Below are 21,520 nucleotides of genomic sequence, written 5' to 3'. Positions count from 1 at the left end.
AATATGTAAAAAATAGCGTAGCAGCGTCGAAAAACTCTCCACGCTTTAATGCAAGTGGCTGAATGTGGTCTAGGCTTTACATAGCACATACCAAAACTAGGACAGCACGCCCTGGCGAACAGGCACATTTTAGCGTGACGATTGCTTAACCTTGTATGCATTTATCAATTTATCGTTAAGGCAAGGTTGGTTACTGCCGATATACGGCATATTACTGTAATTCTCTGTCAGGGAAGGCCCTATGTTCAATAAACACTTAGTGAAAGAAAACGAAGCGCTTCGCGAGAAGCTACATATACTCAAGCAAGTGCGAGATGGCTTGCGCGAAGAAATGATCTTTCTCAATCTTAATGAGCGTGGTGAAATTGAAGCAGTCAACGAGGTGTTCGAGAAAGAGCTGGGTTACTCACTCTCTCAAGTGAAAGGGCATCGCTTCTTTGAATTTGTTCCCGAGATTGCCAGAAACACGCCACACTTCAAAAAACTAAAAGATTCAATTGAGCAGCGCGTCCATTACTGGGGGGCGATTGAATTTCTTCGTGAAAACGGCGAGGAAGCGTGGTTAAGGGGGGTGGTAGAGCCGATTTTTGACATTAACGGCAATATTCACAAATTCTCAGTCAACCTCAACGACCTCACGCGCACTATAGCCAACTCGAAAGAGCACGAAGATTTGGTGGCCGCGTTACACAAGTCAAATGCGGTGATTGAATTCGATTTAAACGGAAATATTCAGGACGCAAACGAAGCTTTCCTAAAAACCGTTAAGTACAGCCTTAATGACATTAAAGGTCAGCATCATAGAATCTTCTGTGATACCGAGTATGCGAATTCCCGCGAATATAAAACGTTTTGGGAACGACTTGCTCAGGGTGAATTCGTCGCAGGAAGATTCGAACGCTTCGACGCTCACGGCAACACTGTTTGGCTGGAAGCCACCTATAACCCGATTTGTGATTCTCACGGTCGTATGTATAAAGTGGTTAAGTTGGCTACTGATATTACTGAGCAGGTGGCACGAGAAAATGCCGTGTCCAGTGCTGCTGATATCGCCTACCGTTCTTCAAACACAACGGATCAAATCGCCACGCGAGGAAAGGAAGTCATTAGCGAACTGCTTTCTGAAATGTCTTCGTTGTCGCAGCAAATGGATAGGGCAAAAGAGGGGATTAATGCGTTGGACGCTCAGTCTCAACAAATTGCCACTATTATCGGAAGTATCAGTGCTATTGCCGAACAAACCAACTTGCTTGCTCTAAATGCTGCGATCGAGGCGGCACGTGCTGGCGATCAGGGGCGAGGTTTCGCTGTAGTTGCTGACGAGGTGCGTCAGTTAGCATCGCGTACAACAGAAGCCACAGAAGAAATCATCAATGTGGTTAAACACAACCAGACATTGGCCACCGACGCAGTAAATTTGGTTAATGAAGGTGATGAAAAGGCGCAATCAGGCCTCAACTACGCCAGAGAGGCGGGTGAAGTTATCGAACAAATTCAAGACGGTGCAAAAGAAGTCGTTGATGCAGTAGGCCAATTCAGCAGTCGACTGGGAAGCTAGTAGCACAGAGAAACAGGCTTACCGATAAGTGTAAAACAGTCTACATTCTTACCAAGAAACACATCTTTAAAATTTAATTCATCCTACCTTGGTAGGATGAATTCACCTCTAATGCAGGATGTGCTTTTTAACGTAGCCTGTATAGCATAACCCTGTAATAAAAGGCTTGCAGGGGCGATTATGTCGGGTTTTAGAAAAATATCTACAGCTATAGTAGCCGTTTTTATCGGCTGCTTTTTGGCATTTACCTGTTTGGTCTATTTCCACATACAAAATAATATTGAGGAGGAGATGACGGGTGCACTTAATCAAGTGCGAGAAATGGTCAACCTCAATATCTCTGTTGCTGATATCGAAGCGATTGTAGAGCCTAGCCCTCACTTATCTGCTCACTATTTCACGGGCCGTCTTCAGGCAGACTACGCTTCAGCGTATTCTAAATCCGAAGGAACTGCACTGACGCCAGTTATTATCCCTATTCAGGAAAACCAGTATCTTATTGTTACGCCTTTTGATGCTACTGAACTCACCCAGAATCTCACTTTTTTTGCCTTGGTGGCGGGACTGTTTTTCGCAACCTTCGTGCTGTTGCTGTTTACGTTAAAAGTGGCGGTTAAGCAAAGGTTAGTGCCGCTAAATCAGCTCGCTGACGCATTATCTGAGCTACGAGAAGGCAAGGAATCACAGCCCCTGCCACATTCAGATATCACCGAAATGAACAGGGTGTTAGACCAGTTCAAGCACCTGCAAAATGCACTTAAATCAAAAGAAAAGCAGCTCATAAAAATAGATAAGCAGTTAGCGCTTCTTCAAGAGCAAGAGCGTAATTACCTTGCCAGAGAGCTTCACGATAACGTGGGGCAGTTACTGACAACGATTAAAGCCCACGCCTATATTTTGGTTAACGCAAAAGAGCGCTCGGTTGTTGAACTGTCGGCGCAGAAAGTTCAAGTGATGTCACATCAAATAAGTGATGCAATTAGAAAGCTTACAGCTCACCTTCACCCCCTGATACTAGACAAAGTACCTTTGCAATCGTCGCTTGAGAGACTGGTGTACGAACAAGAAGTGGCGCAGCCCGATACGCAGTGGGACGTGTCAATTAATCTAAAGCGCTATCAAGAAGATAATGAGCGAGATATTCACCTTTATCGGTTTGCTCAAGAAGCCATTAACAACGTGATTAAGCATGCAAAAGCCACTAAAGTTTGCATTCAAATTTATGGCGATACTCACCGGGTCTCTGTGATGGTCAAAGACAACGGCAGGGGGCTGGGAAATCACATCGTGGAAAACATTGGCATGTCATCAATGCGCAGCCGAGCGCGTTGTATAGGAGCAAATTGCAGTGTGACGTCACCCGATGATGGCGGCGTTGCTGTATCGCTGTCCCTTACCCTTAAAAAAATGCCTCCTCTTATGGGCGCTAACGTCGCATGAATATTCTAATTGTCGACGACCACGCTGTGGTGCGTGAAGGATACAAAGCATTGCTCAATGCTATGATGCCGGATTGCCGTATTTGGGATGCTGAAAACGGCGCGCAAACCCAGCGTTTATTAGCCAGTAGTGACATTGAAATTCTAATCCTCGACATAAACCTTTCAAATGAAAGTGGCCTTGTTTTAGCCAAGATTTTTTTAAAGCGACATCCAGATTTAAAAATTATCTTTTTCAGTATGTTCGAAGACAGCGTCATATTGCACCGCGCCATGCAGACCGGTGCTATGGGGTACATCAGTAAAAGTAGTTCGCCTGAAATACTGATCTCGGCAATTAAGGTCGTCGCAAAAGGGCAAAAGTATATTGAGCGAGGCCTGGCGGTAAATTTAGCCAATCAACTTCTCGATACCAATGTGGACATTGCTGCCAAATTAACAAAACGTGAGTTCGAGATATTTATTGCGATAGCGATGAATAAATCCCGCTTTGATGTTGCTGACGAGTTGGGCCTATCGGCTAAGACTGTCTCTAACGCACTTACCGTCATTAAGCGAAAGCTTGATGCAGTACCTTCCCAGTTTTCAGCCATTGCGGCTAAACACGGTTACATCGGTGATGCAGAGCTTTCAGCGTCTCAATCGGTGTCTTTTGTCGAGAAGAGTGAGAAGTAGCCATAGGTTTCCCCTCCTAAAGTAGGAGTCAAATCGGTCTATCGCATCATGGTAGGTACAACGTAAAAGTACCATTATCAAACTACACAACAAACCAAGTTAGTGCGCGTGGTACGCGCAAAGTTATCAAAAGGTACTTCTTATGATTTATGCAAAGCCAGGTAGTGAAGGTTCGGTCGTAAGCTTCAAAGAAAGCTACGGTAATTTTATCAATGGCGAATGGGTAGCACCGGTTAAAGGTGAGTACTTCACCGCAACATCTCCAGTAGACGGCAGCGACATCGCACAAATCCCACGCTCAACATCTGAAGACATTGAGCTTGCGTTAGATGCAGCTCACGCTGCGAAAAAGGGCTGGGCAGATAAGTCAGTAGCTGAGCGTTCTAACATTCTTCTGAAAATAGCCGATCGCATTGAAGAAAACCTAGAGCTACTTGCCGTTGCGGAAACATGGGACAATGGTAAAGCCGTTCGCGAAACGCTTAATGCAGACATTCCGCTGTGTGCAGACCACTTCCGTTATTACGCAGGCTGTATTCGAAGCCAAGAAGGCACCATCGGTGAAATTGATAAAAACACGGTGGCGTATCACTTCCATGAACCTTATGGTGTTGTTGGGCAAATCATTCCATGGAACTTCCCGCTACTTATGGCTGCATGGAAACTTGCGCCAGCACTTGTTACCGGTAACGTAGTGGTGCTAAAGCCAGCAGAACAAACGCCAGTATCTATCTTATTGTTCGCCGAACTAATCCAAGACCTGCTACCACCGGGTGTACTAAACATCGTTAACGGGTTCGGGGCAGAAGCCGGACAGGCTCTTGCAACAAGCACAAGAATCGCAAAAATTGCGTTTACTGGCTCTACACCTGTTGGCGGACATATCCTTCGCTGTGCTGCTGAAAACCTTATTCCATCTACCGTTGAGCTTGGCGGCAAGTCGCCAAACTTATTCTTCCCAGACATCATGAATCACGAGCCTGAATTTATTGATAAGTGTGCGGAAGGTTTAGTGCTTGGATACTTCAACCAAGGTGAAGTATGTACGTGTCCTTCTCGAGCGATTATTCACGAAGACATCTATGATGCATTCATGGAAAAAGTGTTGGAAAAAATTCAGAAGATCAAACGTGGCAACCCACTAGACACAGATACCATGGTAGGTGCACAGGCATCTAATGAGCAGTTCGAAAAGATCCTTAAATACATCGATATCGGTAAGTCAGAAGGGGCTCAGGTTGTCACTGGTGGTGAGAAAGAGCAGCTACCTGGCTTTGATGGAGGCTACTACATTCAGCCGACTATCTTGAAGGGTGAAAATCACATGCGTGTGTTCCAGGAAGAGATTTTTGGTCCGGTCATCGCTGTTCAAACCTTCAAAACCGAAGAAGAGGCCATTGAGATTGCCAATAATACAAGCTTCGGACTTGGCGCTGGTGTATGGAGCCGCGATGCGAATGTAGCATTCCGCGTAGGTCGAGCGATTGAAGCAGGTCGCGTATGGACGAACTGTTATCACTTGTATCCTGCTCACGCTGCGTTTGGCGGCTACAAGAAATCGGGCATTGGCCGCGAAACCCACAAGATGATGCTAGATCACTACCAGCAGACAAAAAATCTATTGGTAAGCTACGACATCAACCCACTTGGTTTCTTCTAAGTAAACCTGAGGGCGGCGCCTACCGCCGCCCGCTACTTTTATGCGCATCGCATTTTCCTCAATCATTTTCTTGCTGTTTCTCAGCACCAATGTGTTGGCGCAGTCTGACGCGACAGACATTCCACAAGACATTTACAAAATATTTCCCAACGCTACACGAGTGGGGGAGATGCACACTGACATCAAGGTAACGCCTGTCTATCAGCTTCAGCAACTACTCGGATATGTTTTTGAGTCGAATGACTTTGTCGACTTCATAGGCTTTTCAGGCAAACCAGTTAATGTAGTGATTGGGCTAGACACACAAGGCAATGTGGTCGATCTTTTCGTCAAGCAGCATAGCGAGCCGATTTTTTTGCACGGGCTTGGCGAGAAATCCATGTTTGATTTCGTTGCTCAATATCAAGGGCACAGTGTCAAAGAACGTTTTATCATTGGTGGTAAAAGCAATGTAGGCAAAGACGCTACCTACTTTGATGGGGTTACGAAAGCCACCGTATCGGTGCTGGTTATCAACGATACTATCGTGACATCTGCACTAGCCGTTGCCAGAGCTAAGCTAGATGGCTTTGTTGCGCCTAGCAATAATATTATCAATCCAGACTTTTACGAACCTCTTACTTTTAGCGAATTGGTGGACAAGGGCTACGTTCAAAAACACCAGATTACTCGACAGAATACCGAAGGCCTTTCGAGAGAAGTGGTTCGGGCGGTTGACGATATTCAGAGCGAGTTTGCCCTTGACGGTGACATCATCGCCGAACACTACTATGCGTTTTTAAGTCTTCCTATTGTGGGGAAAAACCTGCTGAATGAAGAGGAATTTGCTCGGTTACAGGAAAATCTAAATCCGGGTGAAATGGCACTGATGGTGCTGAATACGAAAGGTTTCAGTTTTATCAGCGATGAGTTTATTCCTCAAACCACACCTGAGCATTTACGGGTGTCTCAAGGCGGCTTTCCCACAGCTATCCGCGATATCGATTTTTATAGCTTCTATGACCCCGCATTTTCACAAGCATTGCCCGACTACAACGAGATCAAAGTACTTCGAGTAAAATCGAAAGGCGGGCTGTCACTTGACCAAGAAATGGAAATAGCGATTAGTGTGCCGTTTAAGCCAAGTTTCTTCGAGCAAGATGAGCATCTGTTCCCTTTCAAAGTGACACTGCCTAGTGAACTATTTATGGAAAATCCTGAGGCTCAGTTAGCGAAGCCCATTCCGTTGTGGCAGAAAATTTGGAGGGACAGAACCTTAACGATAAGCATCACCGTTGTTTATCTTGTAGCGCTGTCGTTGTTTTTTGCATTCCAGCAAAGGCTAACGCCTTACACCAAGTTTGTGCACACAGTGCGGGCATTTTCCCTTGTGTTCGTGCTGTTTTTTATTGGCTTTTACGCTCAAGGGCAACTGTCTGTTGTCAACATATACACGCTGCTACTGGATATTGTCGATGGGTTTTCGATAGAGGTATATCTTCTCGACCCGGTCATCTTTATTTTGTGGAGCTTTGTATTTGTCTCGTTGTTTATCGTTGGACGGGGACTATTTTGTGGCTGGCTTTGCCCCTTCGGAGCACTTCAGGAAGTGATGGGAATACTGGCTGAAAAGTTCAGGATAAAACAAATTAGAATTAAGCCACAGCACCACAAACGGGCGCAAAAAATTAAATATGGGTTGCTTATAGGGCTTGTTGCGTGCTCATTCTATTCGCTAAACCTTGCAGAGAAGCTCGCTGATATAGAGCCGTTCAAAACGTCCATAACTCTACACTTTGTTCGATATTGGCCCTTTGTACTGTATTCGGTTTTATTGCTGCTACTTAGTTTAAAAATTCATAAAGTGTACTGCCGCTATTTATGTCCGTTGGGAGCGGGGCTTGCCATTTTGGGGCGTTTCCCTTTAGTTAAATTGCTTACACGTAAAGATGCCTGTGGTAATCCGTGTCAGCTGTGCAAACAAAAGAAATGTGGTATTGATGCTATAGAACAAGACGGCAGCATCGACTATGCTGAATGTATTCAGTGCCTTGAGTGTGTGGTTACGTTAGATAACCCTGACTTGTGCAAAATCGATAAATATAAAAAGAAAAAGGTGCCAACGCGTGTCAAAAACCTCAATCCTGTCCGCACTTAGTCAACCTGCTAATAGCAAGGTTAACGATGACAACCATTCTAGTTTATACGGTGCTAAAGAAGCCTGCCGTGATGTGGCCAATGAGATTTTAGCCAACGTTAAGTGCGATGAAATAGAGCTATTACTCTTTCATACCAGCACGCTGTTTGACTTAGACACCGTAGCAAAGGAAATCTCCGCACGTTTTCCGCACGTGAATATTGTTGGCTGCACCAGTGCTGGAGAATTTAATAAAAATGGCTACGGAACAGAAAAGCTCTTGGCCGTCGCGTTTTTGAAAAACGAATTTTCTATTGCCACAGCATTGGTGCCTAATTTAGGCGAAGTAAACTTTGATGAAGCCCACGATATTGCCAGTGCTTTGCGCCGAGCCTTACAGGGGAGAGAGCGCCGTTACGATACAGAGCAGCACTTCGTTATTTCTGTGCTCGATGGACTTACCCGCCATGAGGAACATTTTCTAGAAACCTTTGCGACCGCATTTGGCAATATTCCACACTTAGGCGGTAGCGCTGGCGACGATTTAAAGCTTGAAGCCACTTATGTGTTTTACAACGGTGAATTTCATCGAGACGCAGCAGTACTGCTGCTTGTTGGCACGGGAAAGCCCTTCACCGTGTTCTCCATTGATCACATTAACTCTCCCGTATCGAAGCTGGTGGTCACCCACGCCGACCCTGAGTCGCGAACTGTGTATGAAATAAACGGTGAACCTGCTGCGCAGTATTACGCCAGTTTATTGGGAATGAAAGCTGAAGACTTAACGCCGGATGTGTTTTCCATGTTTCCCCTTGCAGTGATGGTAGGTGGCAAATATTTCATCCGCTCTATTCAAAAAGTAGATTTGGCCACCAACGCCATTACCTTTTACTGTGCGGTAGATATTGGCATTATTCTTACGTTTGTTCAGCTGGGTGACTGCATTGAAGCATTAGAAAGTAAGTTGGACAAACTGCGCGCTCAGCTTGGCGAGCCCGAATTTGTCTATGCTTGCGATTGCTTTTTGCGAAGGCTCGAAATTCAACAGGGCAAAAACGACCACGAAATAAGACGGCTACAGCAAAGGTACAATGTCGCGGGCTTCAATGCCTATGGCGAGCATATTCATTCGGTTCACTTGAACCAAACGTTTACGGGGGTGTATTTTGCAGCCCAATAATCAACTTACCGACGTGGAGGCGCTTCAAAAGGCGCTGCTAGAACAACGGCGTGAAAACGAAAAGCTTGAAAAAATAAACGCAGCGCTGATGTATCGCATGGAAGAGGGCGGTTTTAATCATCACAGCTACCGCGCCTTCGAACATTCGGTTCAACTTTCTGAAAAAGTGAGTCAGAAAACCGAAGAACTACAGTCAGTACTGCAAAAGCTGGAGCAGTCAAACGCCGAACTGGTGCGGGCTCACGAAGAAACCCATCAGGTTAAACAGCGTTTACACGACGCCATTGAAAGCACTAATCAGGCGATGGTGTTGCTAGATAGACTGGGCGGGATCATCTTCTTTAATCGGCACTTTGAAACTGTTTGGGATGACCTTTCCATTACCCCTAAAATTGGCGATAACTATTACGATATCACCCAAGCTGCCAAGCATTCCGGGGTTATTCGCCGCGCCCTGCCTGCTGATGTCGAAGGCAGGATGATCTATCAGTTGTCGAACCGGCGATGGTATCAGCTGACCAATCGACCCACGCAAGAAGGCGGGAACGTTATTCTGTTTAACGACATCACTGAAGTAAAACTGCTTGAATCGAATCGTTACGAGCAAGTCATTAAAGAGAAAAACAAGCTGTTGCAAAGCCTTATCGATAATATTGATGTTGGAATATTGCTCATTGATAAAGAAGGTGGCATTGCGTTTTGGAATAACACGTTTTTGACCCAGTCAAACGTGCCCCAGCACGTACTGGTAAACAGTAAGAATATTTATGCCCTTCAAAATAACCGTCACTGGAGCGGGCTCAACTTAAACCCGGTGGGGCCAAGTACCCAGATTATCCACGAGCAACTGGTGGTTGAACGCAACATCACTACACTGCCCGACGGCAATACGCTGTGCACGTTCACCAATGTTACATCGCAGCATCACTACGCGGAAACGCTGAAGCAAAACGAAAGCTGGATCCGCATGATAACCGATAATGTACCGGCGCTTATTGCTTACATTAGTACCGATAAAAAGTTTCAATACACCAATAAAGGTTATCGCGATTGGTATGGCGTTAGTGAGCAAGACATTAATGATATGCCTATGGATCGAAGCCATCTGAAAGAGGTTTACCCCAATCTTATTCAGTACTTGCGCCGTGTTAACCAAGGCGAAGTGGTGAGCTTTCAAAGCAAAGAAAAAAATGCGCATGGCGACGTTGGCTTTTTACAGAAAGTTTATTTGCCTCATTTCAATGAATCTGGCGATATCACCGGGCACTTTGTCTTGGCAACAGACGTGTCGCAGCAGGTAGAAAGCCAACTCCAGCTTAAAGCGGCTAAAGACCAATTAGAATCGAATGTAGAAAAGCGTACCCGTGAACTCAATCACGCCAACATCGCCCTTCAAGAAGCGATTGATTCAAAGAGCAAATTTTTGGCAGCTATTAGCCACGATCTTATGCAGCCCCTTAGCGCTGCGATCTTGTTCAACGAAACATTGAAAGATCAAGTGGATAGTTCATCCAGCCCCATTGTTGCCGCCCTCGATAATTCACTGTCTGATTTACATGGCCTTATTCGCACGCTTATTGAAACATCCAAACTGGACGCGGGGGTGTTACAGCCCGATAAGCAGCAAGAAAATGTATTGCCGTTACTTATGCAGCTAGCCGAAGAGTTTACGCATATCAGTAAAGACTACAGTGTAGATTTTCGCTATCGCTTGAAAGAAGCCTTCGTGGTGACAGACGTGAACTTACTTTCTCGAATATTGCGAAATTTATTAATAAATGCAATGAAATACGGTGCCAACGGCAAGGTATTACTGGCAGCACGAAAGGTGAATGAGAACCTAGAAATTAGCATCTATGATCAAGGTGTGGGTATAAGCGAAGACGACCAGAAAGTTATTTTTAAAGAGTTTTCCAGATTAGAAAACGATTTTAACTACTCTTACAGTTTGGGTCTTGGATTATACATTGTAGATAAAATGAGTAAGTTGCTAGAGCACGATATTCGAGTGCGCTCGAAAGAGGGCGTAGGCGCATGTTTCACGGTGACCATTCCTATTACCGAAGTGTGTGATACGAGTCAGGAACAAGACTATCTTTATACTTTGGAGCCATCGTTACCAGATTACGTTTTGGATAAGCATATATGGCACATTGATAACGATGCGAATATGCGCATTGCTATGCAAACGTTGTTCGCAAACTGGGACATGGAAGTAGACACTTTCTCAGGTTTTGAACAATGCAGTGCTGTAAATAATGGCAGTTTTGACGAGTGCGACATGCTTATTGTCGATTACCACCTAGATGAAGAAGAAACCGGTTTAGACATTGCGAAACGCGTAAGAAAAATCGCGCCTTCAATGCCCATTATGATTTGCACCGCTAATCACTCAAAAGCGTTGGCGAATGAACTTGAAGGCACCGACATTCAGCTGCTGCACAAACCTGTTAACTCCGCGGTGCTTAAGGCGGCGCTAGTCTCAAGCTTGAATGGCTAAAAGTATTGGAACATGGGGCCTGTTAATCTTCAATGTACAGCAAAGATCAACAGGTCTTAATTAAATACGTATTGGTTAAAGTCGATATTCGCAGCACTGGCCACTACCTTTACTCGGTTGCTGGCGCCTAATTTTTTAAGAATAGATGAGACGTGAGACTTAACCGTGGTTTCGGAAATATTAAGCTCGTAAGCAATCACTTTATTGGCTAACCCTTGAGTTAGGTATTTCAGTACAGTCAGCTCTTTTCGTGTTAATGAACGAATTTGCTCAGGCGAAATACCGTTGTCATTAGTCATGCGTGTTCTGGTAGACGGCGTTCTCAATATCTCTGATGGTAAACACACGTTTCCTTCAAAAATACTTTCGACAGATGTAGCAATTTCTTCAATCTTACTGCTTTTTGAAATAAAGCCAACGGCACCATAAGAAATGGTTTGCAGTATATTTTGCTTTTCCGTTTCAGCGGAAATAATCACTACAGGTACGTTAGGGTGTTGGTTTCGAATTTCTAAAAGTCCGTTTAGGCCACAGGTTTCCGGCATATTTAAATCAAGCATGATTAAGTCGAACTTCGCGTCTTGCTCTAGCAACGTTAACGCTTCAGAAATTGAATTGGCTTCGAGGGTTTCTGAGTCGGGAAACTTTTTCCCTAAGATAGTAATCATTGCGTGACGAAAAATAGGGTGGTCGTCAATTATCAAGATACGGTGCATGGTCTTTCCCTCAGCTAAAAAAGCGACATTTGCCGCTGGCCTTGTGACTTATTTGGGCTGGCGTTTTGTTCACACATAAGCCTTTTAGTAAGCAAAATTATGGCGTAAATGAAACGCTTCAAAGTGACCAAGTTCCCCGAAATATTAAAAGCTAAACAGTCACTTCACGTGTTTACAATGTTAACATTAATATAACATTAAATCAGGCCTAATAAGACCAATGGCTTATAATAAAAAAGCACGTAAGACCAGTACTGACGGGACTTTCGTTCTATAACTCGTCAAGTAACTGCCTTCTTTTTTCGGCGTATTCTGTTTCGCTAATTAGGTTTGCCTTTTTTAGTGCGTCTAACCGTTTAAAACGAGCAACGATATCGTTTTCTGATGGTAAGGTGGCCGAACCGGATACTTCTTTCTTACTGGGTGTGTTTTCCCTATTCGCTGGGGAAAGTGTTTCCTTTTCTATATGTGCTTCAAATGCCAGTTGAGTCGGTGCGACCACCCAATCGAAGCGACTTTTCGTTTTTAGTTCTATGCCAGGTGCGGAAAAAGAGAGTGGGGAATCGAATGAGAACTTTGCTTGTTTGCGATTACCAAAATCAAAGTCGTATTTTACCAAGCCCTGAGAAGTAGGATCATAAGCCATTTCGTAGGCTTTATTGGCTACTTTGTCGAACTCGCCAATAAGAATATTGAGCTGATCGTCTGCAACGAAAATACTGCCTGCAACGTAATACGTTTGGGTTTTAAGGCCTGCCAAATAGCGCTTCTCTTTACTAAGGGCAAAAATTACGTCTTGCTGAGCAGTCGCTGTTCGCAGCGCCTCAGGCAGATAGGCGGCAAGTAACGCAACCTGTTCGTTGGAAAAAAGCGGTGTTGACGTATTTTTGTTCTTAACCACCTGAATAGCGCTAAGTATGGCGGATACATCCTGCTCTTGCAGCGTAAAGGGGTGCTGGTTGGCACGCATGTCACTGTCTGTTTCGTTTTGCTTTTCAACAAGGCGAATAAAATTGTTTTTGTCCTCCTGAAATATGACCTGTGCGTCTGCGATATGTACTGTCGTTATGAAGAGTAGGGCTAACAGAATGGGTTGAGCTGAACGTAATGAAAATAGAGATGTATTTTTCATGATCTTTCCTTTTTCAATAGGAAAAGCGAGAGTGAATCTCGCTTTTTATGTCATATCTTTTAGCTTAATTTTAATTTCTTATTTAAGTGTAAAATTAATCAGTTTTTTATCATTAATTAAATGAATCGAGTAATTTTAAATTTCAGAGTAATTAGATATAAGTTCAATGTTAAAATATGACTGATTTTTAATTCTCAATTAAAAGAACACAGTGCCACCTAGTTGAATTAGGGTTAAGTCTTCTGCGCTGTTATAAATTCCTTGCGCAGATTCTGAACCATCAATATCTAAACTTAGGTTTTCGTATTTCGCGTACACCAAGAAGCGCGAGCCAAAATATTGTTCTGCTGCAACACCCCACTGACTAAGCTCTGAGCCGGTAACGCCATCTAAATGAGCCATGCCGTATTGGTCGTTATAACTGGCATATTCAGCATAGAAAGCAGAATCACCAAAGCGATTAAACTGTTTTCTAATACCTGCTTTAAAGTAATAGGCATCCGTATCGTCACCCGACCCAACAATCGCGTCGTCAGCCTCTTCCATCTGATAAGTGGCTACCCCAAATACACCTGACTCAATATGCATGAGCCCTGCTTGCAGTTGTAGCGTAGTTGAACTGTTGCCCCCAACATTGCTACCGCCATCTTTATTCACTGAGTAACCTGCATGAAGGTTAGTTTTGAAGCCTTCGTGCTCAGCCGCATACTTAACCGCAATATCGTAAATTTCGTCGTTTGCATAACCTACTGCAATACTCACGTTGCCCATTTGAGGGAGATCGTAGCGCACGCCGTTGCGATATATACCGTTACAGTCAATACCAATACCCAAGCCAGGCGTAGCTAAGCACTGAGCAAATTGACCCCACGCGACATTGGTTGAACCTTCTTCTACGCCTCGAATAAAGAAGCCATTTGCTCTAAATAATGGAGAAATTCCCGACCAGATTGTGCCAGAGGGATCGGCTAGAACGGCAATGTTATCGGTGGGAAGGCTTTGTAAACCAACGGTGATTTTACCCCAGTCGCCACCAAAGTAGAGGCTACTGCCCAACAGGCCAATGTCGCCGCCATTGAAGGTGTCTAAGTTATCCTGATTGGCAAACAAAAGCGGGGTTTGATGGCCACCACCGGCGTAGTTCGGTGCGCCTGAAAGAGGTTCAATAATGACCTCAAAGCCCACGTCCATACCTTGTTCTTCCAGTTTATAGTTTCCTGAAAGCGTAATACGGCTGCCTAGCGTTGTACCATTGTCTGAAAGTTGTGCCACATCACTACCCACACCGTCGTCGTAATAGGTTAAGCCTTCATTTATCCATCCAGAGATATTCCATGAATAGGGCTCGTCCTGGGCAAAACTATGGCTACTGACTGTGCTTAAAATGGCAATAGATAAACAGGTTTTTGTAAATGTATTCTTTTTCATTTTACTGTCCCAATATTGGTAGTGTTGATTAATTACAGTGGCTTTTTATTTTTATTTTTGACTGGTTTTAATGCTTTCGGTGTCCAGTAAATTGATAATAGGTTCTATTGAATTTTGAACCATCGGCCGTAAGGCGTGTTAATCTCCTTCTTTAGTAGCGGGAAAATTAAATGTATAAATCATAAAAAACGCGACTACTGTAAAAAGTAAGTCGCGTTTTTTTTATTTTTTAGCAGCTTTTGTGTGGATAAAAGCGCGTGTGGTAACAACTGCTATCTGATTAGAATCTCGCTTTTAGATTTACACTGACCATTCGCGGTTGTGCGGGGCCCACGAACTCTGCACCTTCTACGTCGGGATAAATGTCTTCTAATACCTCATCAGCCTCGCCATACGTGCCAAAGGTTTCATAGTCTTTGTCGAACACATTGTTCACACGTAGCGATGCGGTAAATGTGTCGTTGAACCGGTACGATGCATAAATGTTTGCAATAACGTATCCGTCAATCTTTTCGTTTTCGTTAGCCTCATCGCCCCTAAAGTACTGACTAGATGCTGAAATAACTTCTGCGCCTAAACGCGCTTTATCCGTTAAGGCGTAATCTGCGTAGAGCTTGACTAAATGCTCTGACTGGCCTGGAATTTTGTCACCTGGTGTTACGAGTCTGTCTGGACCCTGAGGGTTAAAGGGGCTAAACGACGTGAATGTTGATTCATAGGTTGCGTTAAGATAGTTGTAGTTTAACCGGTAGGTTAGTTTTTCCCACGTTGAACCTACGCTGAATTCTACGCCCTGACGCTGGGTTTCATCAACGTTAATAAAGTATCCGCGAGAGGCAACAGCGCCTGCTTGTTGGAAGATAATGTCATCCTTACTTCTACTGTGAAAAACATTTAGCATCAGGTCGATGTTATCAATGCGTGTGGTGTAGTTCGCTTCAATAGTTTGGGTGACCACTTGATCAAGAGGAGGATCGGCCACAAAACCGTTCGGTAAGCGGCACGGGTCGTCTTCATCTGCACAGCTTAACTCTGCTGGGCTTGGCGTTCTTGAAGACTGGCTGATTGCAAGATTCAACTGGCTTTGCTCATCAATAGTAATGTCTACCCCTACCGCTGGGTTAAATTGGGTAAAACGGTGATTGCCGTCCAATGAACCTTCACCATCATCAATCAGGTCTTCCATAACAATATGGTCTCGGTTAAAACGTCCACCAAGATTGAGTGATACGGCTGAAGAGAGCTGTGTACTATTCATGAAAAATAGCGACCATGCGGTGGTGTCTACATCTAATCTAACCCTGGCTTCTTGTGCCATGAGCCCGTCGATGGGTAAAACGGTGCGTGAGTCTTGTGCAGATTCGTTTTCCAAAATACCAAATGTAGTATCAGCGGCGTAGTTAACATCTCCTTTGGTGTAGCTGGCACCAACAATTAACTCTGAACTGAAGCCGCTTAAGGCATATTGTTTTGCTAGCTGAAAAGATAACCCAGTAGCTTTGGCGTCTGTCCGGCCCGTATTGTATGTTCCATCAAGTTCATCTGCGTCCACATCTGATATTTCACCAAGCGCGGTGTCGTCATCAAAGCCAATAAATTCAACCGCTTCTATATCGTCGCCTTCGCCTACAACAGGCAAATCATCGTCATCATCGTCGTCGCCATCATCATCACTATCAAGCGGATCATCATCGTCGTCATCATCTTCAAATTCACACAGTGTTACGCGTCCATCAGCGAACTGGCAGGCACCAAAATCACTGTCATCGCCGTTGATTGATTGAGTTTGTGTGTCGCGATAAAACATATTGGCGGTTAAAGATAAGGTGTCAGTTAAAACGAAATCACCGGTTATATTAACGTGCGTAAGTTCGTTGTTGGTCTGATCGGGGTGGGTGTAGACCGCTTCTCTGCCTTCAATATCCAGCAGTTCAATAGGCGACGCACCATTTCCGAGTAACTCGTTATCGGCCATAAAGAGGTTCATGTCGAGATGCATTTTGTCACTTTTATAGGCAAGCGATGTGAATACTTGCTGCACTTCAGATGGCGAATAGTCGCGCCAGCCATCTTCCTCATAGTGATTCAGGTTCACATAATACGCCCAGTGATCGTTATGACCACCTGATTCTACAGACGCGGCTTTCTGGCCGAATTGTCCAGCCTGTAAATCTATTTCATTGGCGTTGAAGCTAAACCCTGTTTTCGTTCTTAGCGCAAGGGCACCGCCTAGCGTGTTTTGACCAAACAGAGGGTTTGAACCAGAGTACAAAGAAACGGTATCTATAGCATCTAGAGGCATGAGGTCCCAATGCACAGTATCGCCAAACGCTTCATTAACCCGACCGCCGTTCAAGTACACCGAAATGCCCTGAGGTAGACCAAGTAGCGGAGAGGCAGTAAACCCGCGGTATTGCAGATCGGGTTGGAACGGATTGTTTTGAACATCGTTTAGGTTCACGCTTGCCAGCTGAGTTTTGAGTAGCTCCGGTAGTGAACGGTTGACGCTCCCTTCAATGTCGTCTTGAGTGAGTGTCTGAACGTTACCAAATACGGCAGAGTTATTGCCATTGGCATTAAGGGAGGTGACTCCTTGTACCTCTATGACCTCGTAGTGGTCCATTGCATCGTTAGCTTCTGCAGCAGAGCTAAACGCATAGGTTACAGCGCTTGCAATAATCGCAAGAGCAAAAGGTGAACGGTTAAGTTGATGTGTTGGGAATTGTGCAACGTTTTGGCTAGAGCTTTTAGTAGAAATTCGCGTAGGCATGGTCTTGACTGCTTCGTTATTATTTATACTTTCAGTATTGCCTTAAGCATTCCCTAAAAATATCCTCCTTAAGGGGGAGGAAGTATCATAAATTGGTAGCAGTGTTTTTTCCCGAATTCCCTACGAGAGAATCGATAAAACCTTATGACACCAGTTTTCACGCTCTGTGATATTTGTATCGCTGGCACCAAATAGAAAAAGGTTATTTTCATAGGTTGCAGCGCCTAGTGCGTAGCATTCTCCCGAGGTTCTTGGATGCCAGAAAAGGTGGTGTGCCAGCACCGCTTGTAGTCTTGACTGTTGATAGAACGCGATGCGATACACCCAGTGTGAGGCCAAATAACCAGAAGCCGAATTTGGAGAAGCCGACTCTAGAGTTGTTGAGGGCGATTGGATGGAAAACGGCGTAAAGTGCGAAGCAATGTGTTCAGCGTTAAAGCGTTTCAAATTGGTGGTATTGTTGGCGAGTGGCCGCAATAAACGTGGAAGTGCAGGCAAGTGCTCTAACGCAATAAAATGTCGGTATTTAGAGGTAAGACGCGGTATTAAACGTGACTGTTCGCTATTGGAGGCACTGGCCTGCGCGGAAAATCCCTTACGTGCCTTTCTAATCCGCTCGCGAGCGACTGACTTTTCTGGTGAAGGTAGAGCCCCCAAATAGGAGTGCGATACCTTATTAGCACTCGCTAAATAAGCGCTTTTGGTGGCACAATCTTTGGCGGCACCCTCGTTCGAACCCAACGCATCTGTTAGTTGTGCAAAATAGCGAATAGCCGCCCCCACACCTTCTGCGTGTTTATCAGTGTCTGGCGTCGGCTTTGAAGGTCTAATATCAAATGAGGCAAGACACGCGGATACCACATGTTTTAGTTGTCGCAGCCTTTTATCATAATCATCGCTCACGAGCTTATGTGTCAGATTTTGTGAAAGCTTTGGAAGTGCTTCTATCGAAAGCTCGCTTGCTACTTCCTTCATCGCTTCGTTTGTGACGAGGCGAATTGCAAAGTTACCTTGTTGATTGATTTCGGGGTCGATAAATAAGGTGTTTTCAAGGCCTGCTACGGTGCTAAGTGTTGCTTCTTGCTGTTGTAAACCATTTAAAAAGCACCGAGGAAACCACCAGGTTAATACATGCCTTATTGATTCGTTTTCGCCTTTTGTCGTTTGCGCATCAAGAGAGGCTTCTTTGTCTAAATGTGAGTGTTCACGTTGAGATGCGTGCTGACTCAGAGAGGCGTTTCTGTTCAGTGTTGATTCTTCGCTCGAAGCTGCTTTCTCGCTCAAGGCTGTTTCAGCGCTCAGGGCTGTTTTTTCGCTCAAGGTTTTTTCAGCGCTCAAGGCTGTTTCCACGCTCTGCGCTTTCATTGCGCTCACGGCTATTTCTTCGCTCAAGGCTGTAACAACCTCCTTGCACTGTTCAAAAAAGTGGGCTGAATTACTATAAACCAGCGTGGTGATATTGCTTGGCTGATACCACTGGCGCTTGTAGTCTTGAAGCGCTTGAATGCTGTTGCTGCCTATAGTTTGTGTAAAACCACCCGCGTGTTGATAGGCATTTTTATTGGTATCGGTTAATCGAATAGCGGCGTTTAATGCATAGTCGCTGTTTGCCTCTAGCATGGCGAGCTCGTTAAAAATAACCCCGTCACGCTCTAGGGTAACCTCATCGGTACCGTAATCCCGGTTAAGCAGGCCACAGTACAGGTAATTTACAGCATCAAGCAGCACGTTCGCTTTTTCAGACGAAGCGAAAAAGAAGGTGTACTCGGCGAGTGTGGTAGCGTTAATAGTGACGGGCAGAAGTGTATTGGCCGTAAAAAGCTCGTGGGCAGCAGGGTATGGGTGAGAGCGTCGAAAGCTCATGTGCTCAGCTAAATGAGACAACCCAGTGTGGCCTGCTGCAGGGGTTTTTAGCGCAAAAACAACGCTATGCATCTTTGACCCAGAGCCAGCATCAATGAAATGAAATTCAGACATACACTTTTATCATTGCGGTTTAACGGTATCTCTTTTTATTTTGTACTTATCGCAGCCCATTTATTGCCTAGTACTTACCTCGTAGCACTTACTTCTAGGATGGGAATCGGCTTTTCCACCTTCCGATACTGTAGTGCCTTCGACGGTGCAGTACCTGCTTTATCGGTAATGCCTTTCATCAAATGGTGGTCGGGCGACTTGCTGCAAACCGGATCCGTCTTATACATATCACCTGTTAGCAGGTAGGCCTGACATCGGCAGCCGCCAAAGTCTTTGTCTTTTTCATCGCAGTCCCTACAGGGCGACGGCATCCAACTATCGCCACGGAAATGATTAAAGCTAAAGTCTTGGTGCCAAATATCGTGCAACGAGCGTTCTTTCACATTAGGAAAACGAAGGGGTAATATCTTTGCACTGTGACACGGAAGGGCACTGCCATCTGGCGTTACGGTTAAAAACGTTGTGCCCCAGCCATTCATGCATGCCTTAGGGCGAGATTCGTAGTAGTCGGGCGACACAAATATGAAGGTTGGTCCTTTACCGTTTTGCTGCGCGCGGTAGCGGTTCACTGCGGCCTCAGCTTCCTGTAGCTGCTGTGAGGTAGGTAACAGATGGTCTCTATTTTCATAGGCCCAGCCGTAATATTGCACGGTAGCTAGCTCGACAAAATCAGCGTTCAGCTGCTCGCTGAGCGCCATCACGTCTTCTATTTCGTGAATGTTCTGCGCGGTAATACAGAAGTTAAGCACCATAGGGTAGTTGTATTGTTTTACCAGCTTCGCAATTTTTAGTTTTTGTTCAAATGAGTGACGCTTGTTGCCTATTAAGTCGTTTACTTCAGCATTGGCTGCCTGAAAGCTCAGCTGAATGTGGTCGAGGCCGGCTTCTTTGAGTTTGGCAATACGTTTTTCTGTCATGCCAATGCCAGAGGTGATCAAGTTGGTGTAAAAACCCAAAGTCCGCGCATAAGCAACTAAATGCTCTAAGTCTTTTCGAAGCAATGGCTCTCCGCCAGAAAAGCCCAATTGCACGGCGCCCATTTCCCGCGCTTCACGCAGCACACGCTCCCAATGCTCAGTAGAGAGCTCATTAAATGTTTCTTCCATGTTTACTGGGTTTGAGCAATAGGGGCAATGCAATGGACACTGATAAGTAATTTCGGCTAGGAGCCACAGCGGAGGCGCTATGGTATTTGGTACGTCGGTTTGTAAATCAACGTCTGTATTATTCGTCATAGCGGATCCACTTCTTTTGCTCGGCATGGACCAGAAATGCATGAACATCTTCTTCTAAATCTTCAGGTGCATCAGGGAACGCTTGGCGAAGCTCAGCACAAATGGCATTTTCCGTATTGCTGCCATCTACTCGCTTAAGAATTTCTGCCGCAGAAGGATTAAGTTTGATCATTCCTTCGGGGAACAACAAAACATAACAACCCTGAGCTTTCTCGTACTGCATGCGAAAAAGCGGATTTAAAGAAGCTGTTTTGTCTCTTGTGCGGCCGCCCTCGTTGTTGTGACTGCTGCTATTTTCAATGTTAACTTCCACGTTATCAGCACCGACGCTATCAGCATCTAAGTGGTGTTCGGTTTGTGATTGTAAATTCGACATCATTAAAATCTCCCTTTATGGCACACCCGCTGGTCGGCAATACCATCAAACGGCTTTCTCTTGTATTCATAGGCAAAGCAAATGGCATCAGCAATGCTCCACAAAATATCAATTTTGAACTGCAGTATATTGAGCGCATGTTCTTGCTGTTGTCGGGTAACAAAGTGGTCAAGGGTAATCTGCAGGCCATGCTCTACATCACGGCGCGCCTGACTTAACCGCATTTGAAAGTAGGTAAAGCCTTCCCTATCAATCCATGTATAGTGCCCAGGCCAGGTATCTAATCGGCTTTGATGTATTTCAGGGGCGAACATTTCAGTTAACGATGAGCAGGCAGCCTCTTCCCACGACGCACGGCGGGCAAAATTCACATAGGCATTTACTGCAAATTTAACCGCTGGCAACAGGTGGGTTTCATCAAGCAATTCACTGCGGTTCAAGCCTACCGCTTCGCCCAACCGCAACCAGGCTTCTATGCCGCCCAGTCCATCTTCACCTTCCCGTCCATCATGATCGATTATTCGTTGGATCCAAGTTCTGCGTACCGATTGATCTTCGCAATTTGCTAAAATTGCCGCGTCTTTAACCGGTATCGCCATTTGATAATACAGTCGGTTGGCCACCCAACCCTGAATCTCATCAACGCTGCAGTGTCCTTCATTCATACGTTTATGAAAGGGATGATGAATATGGTAGTAAGCGCCTTTTTCTCTCAGTTTTTGTTCGAATTCTTGTCTAGACCATGCGTGTTCTGTCAT

At 45.0% G+C, this 21,520-nt stretch carries 15 protein-coding genes; 7 read left to right on the top strand and 8 right to left on the bottom strand.

From position 1 onward, the window contains the following. Window positions 1–241: 241 nt before the first annotated feature. The 7 genes from ACX5KA_RS17120 (at window position 242) to ACX5KA_RS17090 (ending at window position 11,128) form a co-directional block, all read left to right on the top strand. Window positions 242–1,558, top strand: a complete 1,317-nt coding sequence (locus ACX5KA_RS17120) for a methyl-accepting chemotaxis protein (RefSeq protein ID WP_458731739.1) — start codon at window positions 242–244, stop codon at window positions 1,556–1,558. A gap of 180 nt (window positions 1,559–1,738) precedes the next feature. Next, complete coding sequence (locus ACX5KA_RS17115; protein WP_458731738.1) at window positions 1,739–2,998, top strand: sensor histidine kinase; 1,260 nt, start codon at window positions 1,739–1,741, stop codon at window positions 2,996–2,998. Continuing rightward, window positions 2,995–3,672: a response regulator gene (locus ACX5KA_RS17110; protein WP_458731737.1), complete on the top strand. Its 678-nt coding sequence runs from the start codon at window positions 2,995–2,997 to the stop codon at window positions 3,670–3,672. The genes ACX5KA_RS17115 and ACX5KA_RS17110 overlap by 4 nt, the downstream gene beginning before the upstream one ends. 142 nt (window positions 3,673–3,814) lie before the next feature. After that, window positions 3,815–5,332 (top strand): acetaldehyde dehydrogenase ExaC, encoded by a 1,518-nt coding sequence (exaC, locus tag ACX5KA_RS17105; protein WP_239259479.1) that lies wholly within the window; start codon window positions 3,815–3,817, stop codon window positions 5,330–5,332. A gap of 40 nt (window positions 5,333–5,372) precedes the next feature. Continuing rightward, a complete protein-coding gene (locus ACX5KA_RS17100) occupies window positions 5,373–7,469 on the top strand; it encodes a 4Fe-4S binding protein (protein WP_458731736.1) in 2,097 nt (698 codons plus the stop codon). Next, window positions 7,438–8,628, top strand: coding sequence for a nitric oxide-sensing protein NosP (gene nosP / locus ACX5KA_RS17095; protein WP_458731735.1), 1,191 nt, complete (start codon window positions 7,438–7,440; stop codon window positions 8,626–8,628). Before ACX5KA_RS17100 ends, nosP begins: the two co-directional genes overlap by 32 nt. Further along, window positions 8,615–11,128, top strand: coding sequence for a hybrid sensor histidine kinase/response regulator (locus tag ACX5KA_RS17090; RefSeq protein ID WP_458731734.1), 2,514 nt, complete (start codon window positions 8,615–8,617; stop codon window positions 11,126–11,128). The genes nosP and ACX5KA_RS17090 overlap by 14 nt, the downstream gene beginning before the upstream one ends. Before the next feature lie 56 nt (window positions 11,129–11,184). Here ACX5KA_RS17090 and ACX5KA_RS17085 read toward each other — a convergent pair whose 3' ends face one another. The 8 genes from ACX5KA_RS17085 to pqqC all read right to left on the bottom strand — a co-directional run bounded on the left by ACX5KA_RS17085 (window position 11,185) and on the right by pqqC (window position 21,520). Then, a complete protein-coding gene (locus tag ACX5KA_RS17085; protein ID WP_014999507.1) occupies window positions 11,185–11,844 on the bottom strand; it encodes a response regulator in 660 nt (219 codons plus the stop codon). Window positions 11,845–12,115: 271 nt separating this feature from the next. Continuing rightward, window positions 12,116–12,976, bottom strand: a complete 861-nt coding sequence (locus tag ACX5KA_RS17080; RefSeq protein ID WP_458731733.1) for a hypothetical protein — start codon at window positions 12,974–12,976, stop codon at window positions 12,116–12,118. 198 nt (window positions 12,977–13,174) lie between these two features. Beyond that, window positions 13,175–14,404: a porin gene (locus tag ACX5KA_RS17075; RefSeq protein WP_014977371.1), complete on the bottom strand. Its 1,230-nt coding sequence runs from the start codon at window positions 14,402–14,404 to the stop codon at window positions 13,175–13,177. Between the two features lie 280 nt (window positions 14,405–14,684). Further along, window positions 14,685–17,174, bottom strand: coding sequence for a TonB-dependent receptor (locus ACX5KA_RS17070; protein WP_458731732.1), 2,490 nt, complete (start codon window positions 17,172–17,174; stop codon window positions 14,685–14,687). A 120-nt stretch (window positions 17,175–17,294) separates the two neighbouring features. Next, window positions 17,295–19,151 carry an insulinase family protein gene (locus tag ACX5KA_RS17065; protein ID WP_458731731.1) on the bottom strand — a complete coding sequence of 619 codons (1,857 nt, stop codon included), beginning with the start codon at window positions 19,149–19,151 and terminating at the stop codon, window positions 17,295–17,297. A 74-nt stretch (window positions 19,152–19,225) separates the two neighbouring features. Further along, window positions 19,226–20,386, bottom strand: coding sequence for a pyrroloquinoline quinone biosynthesis protein PqqE (gene pqqE / locus ACX5KA_RS17060; protein WP_458731730.1), 1,161 nt, complete (start codon window positions 20,384–20,386; stop codon window positions 19,226–19,228). Then, entirely contained in the window at window positions 20,376–20,765 is a 390-nt protein-coding gene (gene pqqD, locus ACX5KA_RS17055) for a pyrroloquinoline quinone biosynthesis peptide chaperone PqqD (protein ID WP_458731729.1), read from the bottom strand. Before pqqD ends, pqqE begins: the two co-directional genes overlap by 11 nt. Continuing rightward, a complete protein-coding gene (gene pqqC / locus ACX5KA_RS17050; protein WP_458731728.1) occupies window positions 20,765–21,520 on the bottom strand; it encodes a pyrroloquinoline-quinone synthase PqqC in 756 nt (251 codons plus the stop codon). Before pqqC ends, pqqD begins: the two co-directional genes overlap by 1 nt.

It is taken from the genome of Alteromonas alvinellae (assembly GCF_902705805.1).
The sequence above is the reverse complement of the archived record's forward strand: the minus strand, read 5'-3'. Positions and strand labels throughout refer to the sequence as shown.